The organism is Xanthomonas sp. LMG 12459, from assembly GCF_009192905.1.
GTDB classification, from domain to species: Bacteria; Pseudomonadota; Gammaproteobacteria; order Xanthomonadales; family Xanthomonadaceae; genus Xanthomonas_A; species Xanthomonas_A sontii.
In genome coordinates this window covers 1-15,938 of record NZ_NSGT01000014.1, presented here as the reverse complement: position 1 = coordinate 15,938, position 15,938 = coordinate 1, and the positions used below count along the sequence as shown (strand labels likewise).

At 69.1% G+C, this 15,938-nt stretch carries 16 protein-coding genes and 1 pseudogene; 6 read left to right on the top strand and 11 right to left on the bottom strand.

Annotated elements, in window-relative coordinates:
* Window positions 1–88: 88 nt before the first annotated feature.
* The 8 genes and pseudogenes from hslV to CEK65_RS02940 form a co-directional block, all read right to left on the bottom strand.
* On the bottom strand, window positions 89–640 hold the full coding sequence (gene hslV / locus CEK65_RS02975; RefSeq protein ID WP_010341232.1) for an ATP-dependent protease subunit HslV: 552 nt from the start codon (window positions 638–640) through the stop codon (window positions 89–91).
* Window positions 641–688: 48 nt separating this feature from the next.
* Window positions 689–898, bottom strand: a complete 210-nt coding sequence (locus CEK65_RS02970) for a DUF3079 domain-containing protein (RefSeq protein WP_152180726.1) — start codon at window positions 896–898, stop codon at window positions 689–691.
* 89 nt (window positions 899–987) lie between these two features.
* A pseudogene (gene xerC / locus CEK65_RS02965) lies at window positions 988–1,848 on the bottom strand (tyrosine recombinase XerC); the annotation flags it as partial.
* A 125-nt stretch (window positions 1,849–1,973) separates the two neighbouring features.
* Complete coding sequence (locus tag CEK65_RS02960; protein ID WP_152180725.1) at window positions 1,974–2,639, bottom strand: DUF484 family protein; 666 nt, start codon at window positions 2,637–2,639, stop codon at window positions 1,974–1,976.
* Window positions 2,636–3,493: a diaminopimelate epimerase gene (gene dapF / locus CEK65_RS02955; protein ID WP_152180724.1), complete on the bottom strand. Its 858-nt coding sequence runs from the start codon at window positions 3,491–3,493 to the stop codon at window positions 2,636–2,638. The genes CEK65_RS02960 and dapF overlap by 4 nt, the downstream gene beginning before the upstream one ends.
* On the bottom strand, window positions 3,486–3,737 hold the full coding sequence (locus CEK65_RS02950; protein ID WP_017914634.1) for a lipoprotein: 252 nt from the start codon (window positions 3,735–3,737) through the stop codon (window positions 3,486–3,488). Before CEK65_RS02950 ends, dapF begins: the two co-directional genes overlap by 8 nt.
* Window positions 3,738–3,798: 61 nt before the next feature.
* Window positions 3,799–4,179: a YbaN family protein gene (locus CEK65_RS02945; protein WP_017910007.1), complete on the bottom strand. Its 381-nt coding sequence runs from the start codon at window positions 4,177–4,179 to the stop codon at window positions 3,799–3,801.
* 526 nt (window positions 4,180–4,705) lie between these two features.
* Window positions 4,706–6,796 carry a S9 family peptidase gene (locus tag CEK65_RS02940; RefSeq protein WP_193314675.1) on the bottom strand — a complete coding sequence of 697 codons (2,091 nt, stop codon included), beginning with the start codon at window positions 6,794–6,796 and terminating at the stop codon, window positions 4,706–4,708.
* A 457-nt stretch (window positions 6,797–7,253) separates the two neighbouring features.
* Between CEK65_RS02940 and CEK65_RS02935 the strand changes: the two genes are divergently transcribed.
* Complete coding sequence (locus CEK65_RS02935; protein ID WP_152180722.1) at window positions 7,254–8,465, top strand: pyridoxal phosphate-dependent aminotransferase; 1,212 nt, start codon at window positions 7,254–7,256, stop codon at window positions 8,463–8,465.
* Window positions 8,466–8,504: 39 nt separating this feature from the next.
* A complete protein-coding gene (locus CEK65_RS02930; protein ID WP_226980457.1) occupies window positions 8,505–8,987 on the top strand; it encodes a GNAT family N-acetyltransferase in 483 nt (160 codons plus the stop codon).
* A 157-nt stretch (window positions 8,988–9,144) separates the two neighbouring features.
* On the opposite strand, the gene CEK65_RS02925 is transcribed toward CEK65_RS02930, so the two are convergent.
* Window positions 9,145–11,250, bottom strand: coding sequence for a prolyl oligopeptidase family serine peptidase (locus tag CEK65_RS02925; RefSeq protein ID WP_152180720.1), 2,106 nt, complete (start codon window positions 11,248–11,250; stop codon window positions 9,145–9,147).
* Between the two features lie 67 nt (window positions 11,251–11,317).
* Window positions 11,318–11,617 (bottom strand): hypothetical protein, encoded by a 300-nt coding sequence (locus CEK65_RS02920; protein ID WP_017912049.1) that lies wholly within the window; start codon window positions 11,615–11,617, stop codon window positions 11,318–11,320.
* Between the two features lie 167 nt (window positions 11,618–11,784).
* Between CEK65_RS02920 and CEK65_RS02915 the strand changes: the two genes are divergently transcribed.
* Together CEK65_RS02915 and CEK65_RS02910 are read left to right on the top strand one after the other, a co-directional pair.
* Complete coding sequence (locus CEK65_RS02915) at window positions 11,785–12,330, top strand: lipocalin family protein (RefSeq protein WP_223875579.1); 546 nt, start codon at window positions 11,785–11,787, stop codon at window positions 12,328–12,330.
* Window positions 12,331–12,573: 243 nt separating this feature from the next.
* Entirely contained in the window at window positions 12,574–12,990 is a 417-nt protein-coding gene (locus CEK65_RS02910) for a helix-turn-helix domain-containing protein (protein WP_017907669.1), read from the top strand.
* A gap of 97 nt (window positions 12,991–13,087) precedes the next feature.
* Here CEK65_RS02910 and CEK65_RS02905 read toward each other — a convergent pair whose 3' ends face one another.
* Window positions 13,088–14,059 carry a YafY family protein gene (locus CEK65_RS02905; protein WP_010341069.1) on the bottom strand — a complete coding sequence of 324 codons (972 nt, stop codon included), beginning with the start codon at window positions 14,057–14,059 and terminating at the stop codon, window positions 13,088–13,090.
* 180 nt (window positions 14,060–14,239) lie between these two features.
* Here CEK65_RS02905 and CEK65_RS02900 point away from each other — a divergent pair, with 180 nt between their 5' ends.
* A complete protein-coding gene (locus tag CEK65_RS02900) occupies window positions 14,240–15,034 on the top strand; it encodes a DUF481 domain-containing protein (protein ID WP_152180719.1) in 795 nt (264 codons plus the stop codon).
* A gap of 411 nt (window positions 15,035–15,445) precedes the next feature.
* Window positions 15,446–15,871, top strand: a complete 426-nt coding sequence (locus tag CEK65_RS02895) for an ester cyclase (RefSeq protein WP_152180718.1) — start codon at window positions 15,446–15,448, stop codon at window positions 15,869–15,871.
* Window positions 15,872–15,938 lie beyond the last annotated feature (67 nt).

The following is a 15,938-nucleotide window of genomic DNA, read 5'->3' as shown; positions in this document are numbered from 1 at the left end:
GGAATGGAGAATCGGGAATGGGAAAGCAGGCGTCATCGGTGACGGAGACGGGAACTGCTGTTGCGATTCCCCAGTCCCCATTCCCGATTCACAGCTCTTCCACCACCACGTTGCGATTGGTGTAGATGCAGATGTCGCCGGCGATGTTCAGCGCTTCGACGGCGATGGTGCGCGCGTCCAGCGTGGTGTGGCCGAGCAGCGCGCGCGCCGCCGACAAGGCGTAGGAACCACCGGAGCCGATGGCGATGATGCCGTCCTCCGGTTCGATCACGTCGCCGGTGCCGCTGATGATCAGCGAGGTTTCCTTGTCGGCGACCGCCAGCAGCGCCTCGAGCTTGCCGAGGCGGCGCTCGGTGCGCCAATCCTTGGCCAGTTCCACCGCGGCGCGGGTCAGCTGGCCGTGCTTCTCCAGCTTGGCCTCGAACAGTTCGAACAGGGTGAACGCATCGGCGGCGGCGCCGGCGAAGCCGGCCAGCACCTGGCCCTCGCGGCCGAGCCGGCGCACCTTGCGCGCATTGCCCTTCATCACGGTGTGGCCCAGGGTCACCTGGCCATCGCCGGCCACGGCGACGCGACCATCGCGGCGCACCGACAGGATCGTGGTGGCGTGGAAAACATTGGGGTTCTGACTGGGATCCATGCGGCCTCCGGAGCGATGACTCAGGTGTGGGGGCTGGCGGCGCGCGGTTCAAGCGTCGCCGAGCCGGGCATGCGCCGGCCGTGCCGGATCGGCAGCGATACCCCACGCGACGTACCAGTCCTCGCCCTGGGTTTCGATCGGATGCAGGGTGCGCCCGGCGCCGTTGCCGCAAGCCAGGTCGTGTGCCGCGCAATCGCGATCGCAGCCCCAGCACAGCCGTTCGGGGCGGCGCGGCGCCAACGGAAAGGGGTTGGCCATCGGTGAGCCCTCGCAACGTGGGAGGACAGTGTCGTCCCGCCTTCGCCGACTCGCCTTGATCCAGAACAAGCGCGGGCGCGATGCGGCGCTCAGGACTTGCGCTTGGCCCGCGGGTGCGATGCGTCGTAGACCTTGGCCAGGTGCTGGAAGTCCAGATGCGTGTAGATCTGCGTGGTGGCGATGTCGGCATGGCCGAGCAGTTCCTGCACGCCGCGCAGGTCGCCGGAGGATTCCAGGATATGGCTGGCGAAACTGTGCCGCAGCATGTGCGGATGCACATGCTTGAACAGGCCTTGGCGCCCGGCCAGTTGCTTGATGCGGATCTGCACCGCGCGCGCGCCGATCGGCGCTCCGCCGCGCCCCGGAAATACCGGTGCCGCTGCCTCGCCCCGGCTCTCCTCGCGCCACGCCAGCAGTGCGCTGCGCGCATGCGAGCCGACCGGCACCAGCCGCTGCTTGTTGCCCTTGCCCAGCACGCTGACCATGCCGGCGACGAAATCCAGATCGCGCCAGCGCAGCGCGCACAGTTCGCTCAGGCGCAGGCCGGAGGAATAGAACAGCTCCAGCAGCGCGCGATCGCGCAGGCCCAGCGGCGCATCGGTCGGCACTTCGACCAGGCGCACCGCCTCGTCGGCGTCGAGCACCTGCGGCAGCTTGCGCGGTGCCTTCGGCGCGCGCAGTGCCGCGGCCGGGCTGGTGGCGATGTGGCCGTGCTTGAGCAGCCACGCATAGAAACTGCGGCACGCCGACAGGCGCCGCTGCAGGCTCTTGGGCGACAGCCCGCGACGGTGCTCGGCGGCGATGAAATTGCGCAGTTGCGCGGCATCCAGCGCGGCCGGTTCGCCAAGCAGGTTGGCGGCCGCCCACGCCTCCAGCGCCGCCAGGTCGCGGCGGTACGCGTCCAGGGTATGCGCGGACATGCGCCGCTCGACCTGCAGGTAGGCGAGGAACCGGGACGCGGGAGACGTGGCCTCGCTCGCGGTGACAGCAGTGCCCTGCCCGGCCTGGTGATCGGCAGCGCCGGTTCCGGCGCTGTCCCGGGTCCCGGGTCCCGGATCCCGAGTCCCGGCCCCACTCATCGCTGCAACGCCACCGCCAGCGCCTCGCCCATCATGCGCAGGAACAAGGTGCCCATGCCGGGATAGAACCGGTTCGGGTCGCGGCTGCCGACCGCGATCAGGCCCAGGCCGGGCAGCGGCAGCAGCGCGGTGGATTGCACTTCGTCCACGCGCTCGCCGTACAGCAGCGCCTGCTTTTCCGGTTGCAGGCGGCCGCAGATCGGCTCGCCGTCCTTCAGGCAATCGCGGAACGGCGCCAGCCGCGGATCGTCGGCCGCCAGCACCTGCAGCCACGGCGCCTGTTCCAGGCCAGGCAAGGGCTGCAGCAACACGATGCTGACCAGGTCGCCCTGGAAATCCTCCTGCAGCGACGCGGCCATCGCGCGCACGCTGTCGGCGGCGCTGCGCTGGCGCATCAGCGCCAGGGTCAACTGATGGGTGCGCACCGCCAGCCGCTCGTTGACCTGCGCGTTGGCGGCCAGGTCGGCCAGCCGCCGCGACAGTTCGCGGTTCTTGTCGCGCAGCACTTCCAGCTGGTAGCTGGCCAGCGACGCGGTGGGACCGTCGTCGCGCGGTACCACCAGGGTCAGCGCCAGGTCGGGAAACTGTTTGAGGAATCCGGGATGGCGCCGCAGCCACGCCGCCACCTCGTGCGCACCGAGCTTGTCCTGGCTGTCGCTCATCGGATCCATTCTCCATCGAAGACGAACGTCGCCGGCCCGGACATCACCACCGGTGCGGTGTCTTCCGGCCATTGCACGCGCAGTTCGCCGCCCGGCAGGCTGACGCGCACGTCGCGCTCCACCCGGCCGCGCTGCATCATCACCGCGGCCGCCGCGCAGGCGCCGCTGCCGCAGGCCAGGGTCTCGCCGACGCCGCGCTCGTACACGCGCAGGCGCAGGTGGCCGCGGTCGATCACCTGCACGAAGCCGACGTTGACCGAATCCGGGAACGAGGCGTGCTGCTGCAGCAACGGACCCAGGCGTTCCACCGGCGCCGCATCGACCAGGCCCACTTCCAGCACCGCGTGCGGGTTGCCCATCGACACCGCGCCGAAGCGCACGCTGCCACCCTGCAGCGGCAGCACGTATTCGTCGCGCGCACGCGGGAAGCCGACCAGCGGCACGTCCTCCGGCGCGAAGCGCGGCACGCCCATCGCCACGGCGAATTCGCCGGTGGCGCTGCGGGTGATGTGGTGACTGCCGGCGGGGCTCTCGATGACGAAATCGTCCGCGGCCGGCGCACTGCCGTCGCGCACCAGCCAGGCCGCGACGCAGCGCGCGCCGTTGCCGCATTGCCCGGCGGCGCTGCCGTCGGTGTTCCAGATGCGGTAGCTGGCGACCGCCGCGGCGTCGCGCGGCGGTTCGATGGTCAGGATCTGATCGCAGCCGACGCCGAAGTGGCGGTCGGCCAGGCGCACCGCCAGTGCGGCGTCCGGCGGCGGGGTGCCGTCGCGCAGGTCGAGCACCACGAAATCGTTGCCCGCGCCCTGCATCTTGCTGAAACGCAGGCGCGCGGCGTGGCGGGCCTCACTCATTCCCATTGGTGGGCATGGTGGTGTCGTTGGCCGGCGGGCGCTGCCCATCCACCGGCTGCGCCTGCCCGGCGGGATCGGTGGTCGCCGGCGGCGTCGCATCCGGCGCGGGCGTGGCGGGCGCGGCTTCCACCGGCACCGGCTTCTGCGGCATCACCAGCGGACCCTTGTTGCCGCAACCGGCCAGGGCCAGCAACGCAGCGGCGGAGAGAACGAGACGGATCGGAGAAGAGGACGATGTGCTCATGCGCCGAGTATAGCCACACCGGCATGAACCGGCTGTGCCGCGGTCGCGTGACGCGGCGCGCTCACGCGCGCGGCGGTTCCGGCCGCCACCACAACCATAGCGCCACCGCGCTCATGCAGCCGATCGCCAGCACCTGCACCCACAGCCGGTGCACGAACAGCAGCAGCACCAGCGCGCACGCGGCCATGGTCAGCGTCGCCATCCACTTGCCGCGGCGGCTGACCGCGCCATGCCGTTCCCAGTCGCGGATGCTGCGGCCGAAACGCGGATCGCGCAGCAGACGCCGACGCAGCCGCGGCGAACCGCGCGCGGCGGCGTAAGCGGCGATCAGCACGAACACCGTGGTCGGCAAGCCCGGCACAAAGATGCCGACGATGCCGGTCGCCAGGCTGGCATAGGCCAGCAGCCACCAGGCCCAGCGGAAACGGGAGTGCGTGCGCATGGCGCCATGATAAGCCTGCGCTGGCGCGGGCAGGTGGCGACCACCCGCCGACGCAACCGAGGTAGCCGTGCGGCAGCGGCTGTGGGAGCCGCTTCGGCCGCGATGGAAGAAGCCACCGGTGCGTCCGACTCTTTGCAGTCGGGACTGAAGTCCCTCCCACAAGGCATTGCCAAGCCGTCAGCTGCTGCATGGCATGGCGCATCCGCCATCGACCCTTCAGGTCCGACTCGGCCGCCATGCTCACTGTGGGAGCGGCTTCAGCCACGACGCGCGAAGCCACTGGTGCGTCTGATCTGATTGCAGTCGGGACTGAAGTCCCTCCCATAGCAGTGACCACGCCGCCAGCGCGACTGCCGGCTCTCGCGCGGTGATCAAGCGTTCCGCCCACCGTGGGAGCGGCTTCAGCCGCGACGGGTGAAGCCACAGGCCATCCGCCATCCAACCAAACATCGGGATGGGCCGGCCTCACGCCAGCCGCCCCACCTGCGCATCGGCCAGCCCGCAGGCCGGCCGATGCGCATGGCCCTCACTTGGTCGGCTGCTCCACGCCCAGCTGGTCCAGCATGAAGGCATAGGACTCGGCCATTTCGCGGTAGCGACGGAAGCGGCCGGACTTGCCGCCATGGCCGGCTTCCATGTTGACGCGGAACACGATCGGCTGGTTGCCGGTGTCGTTCTCGCGCAGCTTGGCCACCCACTTGGCCGGCTCCCAGTACTGCACCTGCGAATCCCACAGGCCGGTGCCGACGTACATCGCCGGATAGGCCTGGCGGGTGACGTTGTCGTAGGGCGAGTAGCTGAGCATGTAGTCGTAGTACGCCTTCTGCTCGGGATTGCCCCACTCGTCGTACTCGTTGGTGGTCAGCGGGATGCTCGGATCGAGCATGGTGGTGACCACGTCCACGAACGGCACCTGCGCCACCAGCACGCGGTAGTCCTTGGGCGCCATGTTCGCCACCGCGCCCATCAGCAGGCCGCCGGCGCTGCCGCCGGCCGCGGCGACGCGATCCGGTGCGGCGTAGCCCTGCTGCACCAGCCCGCGGGTGACGTCGATGAAGTCGGTGAAGGTGTTCTTCTTGTGCAGCAGCTTGCCCTGGTCGTACCAGTCGCGGCCCATTTCCTGGCCGCCGCGGATATGCGCGATGGCGTAGACCACGCCGCGGTCGAGCAGGCTCACCACCGGCAGGTTGAACGCCGGGTCGGTGGACATGCCGTAGCTGCCGTAGGCGTACTGGTACAGCGCGGCGCTGCCGTCCTTCTTGAAGCCCTTCCTGTAGACCAGCGACACCGGCACCTTGACCCCGTCGCGCGCGGTCACCCAGACGCGTTCGGTCTGGTACTTGCTGGCGTCGTAGCCGATCACCGGCTGCTGCTTGAGCAGCTTGCGCTCGCCGGTGCGGGTGTTGAGTTCGTAGGTGGTGGCCGGGGTGGTCAGCGAGGTGTAGCTGTAGCGCAGCCACGGCGTGTCCGGCTCGGCATTGATCGACAGGCCCATCGAATACGCCGGCTCGTCGGCCTTGACGTACTCCTCCTTGCCGTCGGCGAAGTGCAGACGGATCCGCTCCAGGCCGTCGGAGCGCTCGGCGATGGCGGTGAAGCCGTCGAACAGTTCGAAGCCGTCGATGAACACCTTTTCGTCGTAGGGCAGCCAGCTCTGCCACTGGTCGCGCGAGGTGGCGCCGTCGGGCGCGGTCATCAGCGCGTAGTTCTTGGCCTTCCAGTTGGTGCGGATCACCCAGCGGCCGTCGAAGTGATCGGCGTGGTACTCGACGTCGCGCTCGCGCGGCGCCAGCACGGTGAAGCGCTGCGGATCGGCGGCCGGCGCATAGCGCTGCTCGGAGGACACGGTGCTTTCGACGCCGATGACGATGTACTTGTCGTCGCGGGTGCGGCCCACGCCCATGTAGAAGCTGTCGTCCTTTTCCTCGTACACCAGCGCGTCCTGCGCCGCCGGAGTGCCCAGCACGTGCTTCTTGACCCGCACGGTCAGCAGCGTCTCCGGGTCGTTCTCGACGTAGAACAGGGTCTTGTTGTCGTCGGCCCAGACCACGTCCGGCGACACGCCGGGGATACGGTCGGCATAGACCTCGCCAGTGTCCAGGTTCTTGAAGCGCACCACGTACTGGCGGCGGCCGACGTCGTCCTCGGTCCAGGCCAGGATGCGATTGTCCTGACTGACCGCCGCGTCGCCGACGCTGAAATAGCCCTTGCCGGCGGCCATGGCGTTGACGTCGAGCAGGATCTCCTCCGGTGCCTCCATGCTGCCCTTGCGGCGCGCCTGGATCGGGTAGTCCTTGCCGCTCTCGTAGCGGGTGTAATACCAGTAGCCGCGCTCGCGGTACGGCACGCTGCTGTCGTCCTGCTTGATGCGGCCGACGATCTCCTCGTACAGCCGGTCTTCCAGCGGCTGCAGCGGCTTCAGCACCTGGTCGGCGTAGGCGTTCTCGGCGTTGAGATAGGCCAGCATCTGCGGGTTCTTGCGCGCGTCGTCGCGCAGCCAGTAGTAGGCGTCCTGGCGAACGGCGCCGAACGGCGCCTTGACCGCGTGCGGCTGCTTGGCCGGATGCGGCGGGGTGGCCGCGGCGGCGGAGGCGGAGGAAGCGAAGGAGGCGGTCATGAGCAGGACAAGGCTCGCTAGCAAGGGGCGGTGAGGCATCTAATGGGGCTCCGGCGGCAGTAACGCAACGGGACGCGCCGCCTTGGCCGGGCGGCGGCAGCGGGCGGGCGCCGCGCAGTGCCGGCCGAGTCTCCCTGCAACGCTGCGCCGTGGCAAGCGTGCCGAGGCAGTGCAGCCTGCGACGCAGGGCAATCGGCGGGCCGTGGTGCCGCGATGGCATCGCGGCGGGCAGCCGTGGCCAGCGAAGCCGAATGGCGCCGCATCGCACCGCACACGATCGACCGCCAGGAAAGCAACGCCAGATGCACGAGTGTGCACGGCCCCGACCTACGCCCGATTCGCCCAGGCCCAGCGCCCATCCCGGGTCGCGCCGCCACAGCCACCGCGCAATCTGCCGGACCTCGCCGACTGGACGCGGCTAACACGCTCGGGAACACGCTCCTCTATCATCGGTCGCATGGCTTCCCTTCCTGGCGACACCCTCAGCGCCTCGCCCGCCGCGCCCGGCTATAGCCGGCGCAGCCGCGAGATCGAACCCTTCCACGTCATGGCCTTGCTGGCCCGCGCCAACGAACTGGAACAGGCCGGCCACGACGTGATCCACCTGGAAATCGGCGAGCCGGACTTCACCACCGCTGCGCCGATCGTCGCCGCCGGCCAGGCCGCGCTGGCTGCCGGCCATACCCGCTACACCGCTGCGCGCGGCCTGCCGGCCCTGCGCGAGGCGCTGGCGGACTTCTACCGGCAGCGCCACGACGTCGACCTGGATCCGGCACGCATCCTGATCACCCCCGGCGGCTCCGGCGCGCTGCTGCTGGCCAGCGCGCTGCTGGTCGATCCGGGCCGCCACTGGCTGATGGCCGACCCCGGCTACCCGTGCAACCGCCACTTTCTGCGCCTGGTCGAAGGTGCCGCGCAGCTGGTGCCGGTCGGCCCGGACAGCCGCTACCAGCTGACCCCGGAGCTGCTGCAGCGGCACTGGAACGCCGACAGCGTCGGCGCGCTGGTGGCGTCGCCGGCCAACCCCACCGGCACCGTGCTGTCGCGCGCCGAACTGGCCGCGCTGTCGCAGACGCTGCACGCCCGCGGCGGGCACCTGGTGGTGGACGAGATCTACCATGGCCTGAGCTACGGCATCGACGCGCCCAGCGTGCTGGAAGTCGACGACGACGCCTACGTGCTCAACAGTTTCTCCAAGTACTTCGGCATGACCGGCTGGCGCCTCGGCTGGCTGGTGGCGCCGCGCGCGGCGGTGCCGTCGCTGGAGAAGCTGGCGCAGAACCTGTACATCAGCGCGCCCAGCATCGCCCAGCACGCGGCGCTGGCCTGCTTCCTGCCGGAAACGCTGCAGATCCTGGAAGCGCGCCGCGCCGAATTCGCGCAGCGCCGCGACTACCTGCTGCCGGCGCTGCGCGCGCTCGGCTTCCGCATCGACGTCGAGCCGGAGGGCGCGTTCTACCTGTACGCCGACGTGTCCGATTTCACCGACGACGCGCAGGCGTTCTGCGCGCACTTCCTGGAGACCGAACACGTCGCGTTCACCCCGGGCGTGGATTTCGGCCGCCATCGCGCACGCCAGCACGTGCGCATCGCCTATACCCAGAGCCTGCCGCGGCTGCAGGAGGCGGTGGCGCGGATCGCGCGCGGGCTGGGGCGCTGGGCGCGCTGAGGCGACCAGCGGCGGGGGGAGACGCGAGTGAAGCCAGCCTTGCTCATCTATCGCGAAGCCATCGAATCCGATCTGACTGCCATCTGCGCGCTCGGCGAGGAAGTGAACGCTGTCCACCATGACGCGTTTCCCCACATCTTCGCCGGCCCGGGCGAGGCGGACCGCGACGTGGCGCACTGGAAGCGCAGCATCGGCCAGGACAATGCCACCACCCTCGTCGCCGAAGCGCAGGGCGTCCTCGTCGGTTTCGTCACGGTCGGCATGGTGTCGGAATCGCACTCACTGCTGCAGCCCATGCGCTTCGGCCGGGTAGGCAGCGTGGGCATCACCCAACGCCATCGCGGCCAGGGGATCGGCCCGGCGCTGATGCAGCGTGCGCACGAGTGGGTGGCGCTGCGCGGCGGTGTCGAAATGCGCCTGAATGTCTGGGCCTTCAACACCCACGCACTGCACGTTTACGAAGAACTGGGTTATGACGTCCGTTCGCTGACCCTGGTCAAGTCGTTGGCCGACGGGGCCTGAGCACCCGCTGCGGCGGCGACCTGAGATCACCTTGAGAACGCGGACAATGCCGGCGCGATCGTGACGCGACGCATTGCGCGCAGGCTCGGCCGCTCATTGGATGGCGCGCCAGGCCAGGAGATGGTCCGCGCCCCAGCCGGGACGCGGACTACACCACTCACTTGGACAACCGCTCCCACAAGAAGCTGTACGCCAGCGCCTGCATGTGCGCCGCCTGCGCATTGTTGGCCGCGCCGCCATGACCGCCTTCGATGTTCTCGTAGTAGGTCACGTCCTTGCCGGCGTCGATCATCTTCGCCGCCATCTTCCGCGCATGGCCCGGGTGCACGCGGTCGTCGCGGGTCGAGGTCAGGAAGATCACCGGCGGATAGGTCTTCTTCGGGTCGAACAGGTGATACGGCGAGAAGGTCTGGATGAACTTCCAGTCGTCGGTGTCCGGGTTGCCGTACTCGGCCATCCACGAGGCGCCGGCCAGCAGGTGGCTGTAGCGCTTCATGTCCAGCAGCGGCACCTGCACCACCACCGCACCGAACAGCTGCGGATACTGCATCAGCATGTTGCCGGCCATCAGCCCGCCGTTGCTGCCGCCCTGCACGCCCAGGTGCTTGGCCGAGGTGATCTTGCGCGCGACCAGGTCCTGCGCCACCGCCGCCATGTCCTCGTAGGCCTTGTGCCGGTTCTGCTTCAGCGCCGCCTGGTGCCAGCGCGGACCGTACTCGCCGCCGCCGCGGATGTTGGCCAGCGCGTACACGCCACCCTGGTCGAGCCAGGCGCGGCCCAGGCTGCCGGAGTAGAACGGGGTCATCGAGATCTCGAAGCCACCGTAGGCGTACAGCAGGGTCGGCGCGCTGCCGTCGGCCTTGAGTTGCTTGGGCCGGACCAGGAAGTACGGCACCTTGGTGCCGTCCTTGGACACCGCGAAGTGCTGCTCGATCTCGTCCTTGGACGCGTCGAAGAAGCTCGGCATCGCCTTCAGCGTCTCGATGCTCTTCGGCCCGCGCTGCACGTCGGCCAGCATCAGAGTGGTCGGGGTCAGGAAGTCGGTGGAGGTCAGCCACACCTGGTCGTTCTCGTCGGCATCGACCGCATCGACGCTGGTGCTGCCGAAGGCCAGGTCGCCGACCGGGAACGCCGTGCGCGCCCACTCGCCATCGCCCGGGGTCAGCACCCACAGCCGGCTCTTGACGTCGTCGAGCACGTTCAGCACCAACCGCGACTTGGTCCAGGCGAAGGACGCCAGCGACGCGGTCTCGGTGGGCGTGAACAGCACCTGGAAGTCGCGCTTGCCGGCCATGAAGTCGTCGAACCTGGTCGCCAGCAGCGCACCGGCCGGGTAGGTCGTGCCGCCCACCGTCCACGGATCGCGCAGTTCCAGGGTCAGCCACTGGCGGTGCACGCCCTTGTTGGCCGAGTTGGGCACGTCGATCTTGGTCAGGCGGCCGTCGGCGCCGCGCAGGTACATCTCGTCGTTGTAGAAGGCCAGCGTGCGGCTGACGAAATCGCGCTCGTAGCCGGGCGTATCGTCGTGCATCGCGGCGATGTACATGTCGTCCGGCTTGCCCTCGTAGACCAGGGTGGCGCTGGTCATCGGGGTGCCGCGCTTCCACTGCTTGACGATGCGCGGGTAGCCTGAGCTGGTCAGCGAGCCGGGGCCGAAGTCGGTGTACAGGTAGACGGTGTCGGCATCGATCCAGCTCAGGCCGCCCTTGGCCTCGGGCCGGAAGAAGCCGTCCTTGATCCACTGCTTGGTGCTCAGGTCGAACTCGCGGGTGACGTCGGCGTCGGCGCCGCCGCGCGACAGCGCGATCAGGCAGCGGCGGTACTCCGGGCGCAGGCAGTTGGCGCCATGCCACACCCAGTTCTCGCCCTCGGCCTTGTTCAGCGCGTCCAGGTCCAGCACCGTCTCCCACTTCGGCTCGGGCTTGCGGTACTCGTCCAGGGTGGTGCGGCGCCACAGGCCGCGCTCGTGGGCGCGGTCCTTCCACAGGTTGTAGTAGTACGGGCCGATCTTCTGCACGGCCGGGATCTTGGCGTCGGAATCCAGCACCTCGCGGATGCCGGCCTCGCGGGCCTTGAAGGCGGGGGTCTCGGCCAGCCGCGCCTCGGTCTTGGCGTTCTGCGCCTTGACCCAGTCCAGCGCCTTGGTGCCGGTGACGTCTTCGAGCCAGGCGTAAGGGTCTTGGGGCATCGCGGTTTCCTTGGCCGCGGCGGTGCCGGCGGCGAGCAGGCCGGCGATCAGGCAGGCGTGTGCGAGTGAGGACATGTTCGGATCCGTGGAAGGACAGCGCCGCACCGTAGCACGCAGCATCGCCGCCCTCCCCTGCCGAAGGTCAGGCCGGGCGCGCGGTCCGCAGCGCCGGCCGGCGCCGCCGCGCCTGCGCCCGCGGCCTGGCCCGCCACTGCCCCCACAGACGCCGCAGCGGCGGCAGCGGGAAACGATGCAGAGCCCACCAGGCGCTCAACGGCATGCCCAGCAACCACAGCGGCCGCCAGCCCAGCCACTCGCTGTGGCCGCGCGCGGCCGGCCATACCAGGACCAGGGCCAGCCCGGCCAGGATCGCCTGGCGCAGCAGGCGGCGCAGGCCCGGGTGCGGGACGTGGGTGCGCGGGGAGGACGGAACGATCGGCATGACGGCAGCTCCTGGAAGTCGAGGCGCGCAGGTTGCCGCCGCGACATCTCAGGGGCTGCGACGCACCATTGACATGGCGCACGCGCATACTTCACCGGCGTTCGCCCTTCGCCCCGGAATCTCCTATGCGCCTGCTCTCCCTGTTCGCTTCCGTGCTGCTGCTGGGCATGGCCGTCCCGTTGCCGACGGCCCGCGCCAAGGCGCCGGACCCGGAGCAGGAACCCGCGCAGCCGCCGATCGACCTGCAGCGCTTCATGGGCCGCTGGTACGTGATCGCCCACATCCCGTACTTCGCCGAGCGCGGCCATGTCGCCAGCAGCGACGAGTACACCCTCAAGGAAGACGGCAAGATCGCGGTGCGCTACGAGTACCGCAACGGCTTCGACGAGCCGGTCAAGGAGCTCAACTCGCGCGCCACGGTCAAGGAAGGCACCGGCAACCGCCGCTGGACCACCTGGTTCTTCAGAATGGTGCCCACCAAGTACCGCATCCTGGAAGTGGCGCCGGACTATTCCTGGGCACTGATCGACTATCCCGGCCGCGACCTGGCCTGGGTGTTCGCGCGCTCGCCGAACATGAGCCACAAGCAGTACCGCGAACTGGTCGACAAGCTGGACCACCAGTACGGGGTCAACATCGACAAGCTCAAGCGCGTGGCGCAGCGCCGCGACCAGGTCGGCAAGCTCGGCTTCGAAGTGCCGAACAAGCCCTGAAGCGGTTCCCGTCGCAGCCGGCTGCGACGCGGACGACCCGATCCGCATTGCGCTGGGCCGGCGCACGCCGCGCGCCCGTGTGCCGTTCGGGCCACATCAGGCCCCTTACTGCGACCATCCAACGCCGCCACGCCGCCGCACCGGGCATGGTCTGCACCGGCACCACGATCATCCTTCGCTCAGCGAAGCACCCGGCGCGGCCCGTATGATCGGGGCGCCCTCCCCCACAGACAGGTGCACCGCTTGGCCAGCGTCCTCTCCGAACCTCTCGACGAAGCACCGCGCGGCTGCGCGGACGCGACCCAGCTGCGCGGCCAGGTATTCGCGCAGAACTGCCCGTCCCGGGCCGTGCTCAGCCACGTCACCAGCCGCTGGGGCGTGCTGGTGCTGGTCGCCCTGCGCAAGGGCACCCATCGCTTCGGCGATCTGCGCCGCAGCCTGGAAGGGGTCAGCGAAAAGATGCTGTCGCAGACCCTGCAGGCGCTGGAAGCGGACGGCCTGGTGCAGCGCACCGCCTACCCGGTGGTGCCGCCGCACGTGGAGTACGACCTGACCCCGCTCGGCGAGGAAGCCGCGGCGCATGTGCACGCGCTGGTGGACTGGATCGAGCGCAACATCGGCGTGATCCTCGGCGGCGGCGCGCCGCTGGATGCGGCGTAGGCGTCGACCTTCAGGCTGCGACACGCACTGGCGGTAAAGCGGCGGTCGCGGCTGGAGCCGCTCCGACGCGGGCTATCGCAGCGCGCACGGCGACGCCTCAGTCGTCGCTGTAGTTGCTCAGCGCCAGCGACAGCAGCGCCTTGGCCTGCTCGCGCAGCGAGCGCGGCTCGACAATCTCCGCATCCGAGCCGTAGTGCAGCACGTCCATCAGCAGTTCGCGCGAGACGCTGTAGGGCACCTTCAGTTCGTAGCGGCCATCGGCCAGGAACCGGCCCTGCTGCTTGGAATGCCAGTGCTCGTCGGCGACCCAGCGCGCGGCCTTGGGGCTGAACACGATGGTGGCCCAGCCCTTGGGCGCGCCGGAGAAGATGCCGTAGCTGGCCGCCAGCTGCGAATCCAGCTCGGCGTCGGCCACGTCCTGCGCCGGCTGGTCGAGCAGGCGCGCGTGGTTGATGCGATCCACCGCGAAGCTGCGCACCGCGTCGCGGCCATGGTCCCAGGCGTCCAGGTACCAGTTGTCGCGGTAGTGGGTGATGCGCTGCGGCGACACCGTGCGCTTGGTCGATTCGTCGGTGGAGCGGGCGCGGTAGTCGAAGGACAGGCGCTTGCGCTCCAGCACCGCCGAGGCGACGGTGCGGAAACTGGCTTCGTCGAGCTTGCGGCCGCGGTGCGGGATCACCCGCACCCGCTCCACCGGCCAATGGGTCGCCCCGGCCTGGGCGGCGAGCAGGCTTTCGATGCGCTGCTGCAGCGGCGCCAGCACCGAGGACAGCACCCCGCCGCCGGTCCGCGCCAGCAATTGCTGCGAGGCCAGCAGCGCGTGCAGTTCCTCCGAACTCAGCCACAGCCCGGGCAGCTCGAAACGGTCGCTCTCCCCGGACTCGTAGCGGAAGCCGGCCTCGCCGTCGCCCTCCACCGGCGCCATCAGCGCATCGCGCAGGAAGGCCAGATCGCGGTAGACGGTGGCGCGGGAGCAGCCCAGTTCGTCCTGCAGCCGCGCCACCGTCACCGGGTAGCGTGCGGACTTGAGCAGGCGGTGCAGTGCGTTGATGCGTTCGTAGCGGTCCATGGCCCCGATTATGTCTGAGTCGACGGCGGAAAACGCCTGCCTGGCGCGGCGGCCGGCTGCGCGCCCGAACCGTCGATGAAGCCGGCGCCCGGGGCCGGCCAGGGTGTCATGTGGATCCGGTATGATGAAATCGTTTCCATTTCGTTAGCCGAAGGCTGCGTCCTCATCCCCGGAGAAGCCATGTCCCGCCGTGCCACCCTCGTATCCGCCATCGCTTTGTTGCTGCTGAGCACGTCCCCGGCCTGGGCCGCCGACGTCGCCACCTCACCGACAGCCACGGACCCGGCCAGTTCGCCGTGGAGCGGATCGGGCGAACTGGGCTTCGCCTCCTCGCACGGCAACAGCACCAACGAAAGCCTCAACGGCCGGCTCAAGGGCCAGTACGTGGACGGCGACTGGATCCACAGCCTGGACCTGCTCGCCCTGCACGCCAGCGCCGAGTACACCGACACCAATCCGGACGGCACCACCACGCGCAAGCGCCAGACCACCTCCAACCGCTACACCGGCAGCGCCGGCAGCGCGCTGCAGCTCGGCGAGCACCGCCAGCTGACCGCCTCGCTGCGCTACGAGCGCGACGACTTCGCCACCTACGACCGCCTGGCGACGATCGGCATCGGCTACGGCACCCGGATCATGGACGGCGACCGCCGCAGCATCGACGTGCAGATCGGTCCCGGCGTGCGCCGCGCCCACGACGTTGTCGAGGACCGCACCGAAACCGGCCTGATCGGCCGCGGCCTGGTCGACTTCAAGTACGGCCTGACCAGCAACACCGAACTGGGCAACACCCTGCTGGTCGAATCCGGCGCGTACAACACCTTCGCGCAGAACGACCTGGGCATCTCGGTGAGCATGAACGAGCGCCTGGCGCTGAAGGCCGGCTGGCAGGCGCGCTACAACAGCGACGTCAGCGACGACAAGAAGAAGACCGATACCTTGACCACGATGAACCTGGTCTACAAGTTCAAGTGAGCCGGGATTGGGGAGTCGGGATTGGGGATTGGTAAAAGCCGGGTTCCTGGGTCGGTGTGATGGACGGCGGCCTGTGGCGGTGCCGGTCGCCGCATGGTGTCGCCACCATCGACGCACGACACCGCGTTGTGCCGCCGCGTTCCGGCACGGCAATGGCACGATCAGGATGCTTGTCGGGTGCCGAGATCCACTCCAAGACACCCCAAGGGCGCAAGGCGTGACGGTCCCGTTGCTCGACCGTCCTCCTGGAGGAAGGCTCATCGGGAACAGGTCTGACTGATCGGGAAGCTCTATCCGATCACGCTTCTTTGAAGGATGCTTGGCCGGGAAATCAGCACCATCCCGCGACCATCCCTCGACCTTTGATAGGTGCAGTATCGCTGCTGGTAGTTGTCCGGAACGGAGGCGTTCATGACCATATCCGATATCAAGACCGTGGTTCGCCGGTTCAACAAGGAGGTCATCGAAGACGGGGACCGCGCCGCATTCGAGGCACTGATGGCCCCGGGGTTCGTCAACCGATCCGCGCCGCCTGGCACTCCTGCAGGAGGCGAGAGCATGTGGAGCACCTTCCACGACGTTCTCCGGCCCGCATTGGCCGGGTTGACGGTGACCATTCACGACCAGGTCGCCGAGGGCGACAAGGTAACGACCCGCAAGACCGTGTCGGGCAGGCACACAGGGACCTTGTTCGGGGTGGAACCCACGGGAAGGCCGGTCAGCATCGAGGTGATCGACATCGTGCGGGTCGAGAACGGCCGCTATGTCGAGCACTGGGGGATCAACAACCTGCCGACCGTGCTCGCTGGCTTGCGGCGCGACGAGTCCGCGCCGTAGATACCGTCTCACCCCCTAGCAGGCAAGGCCCCTTTTCGGATCGAACGCCGTGCCCGATTTGAGAACG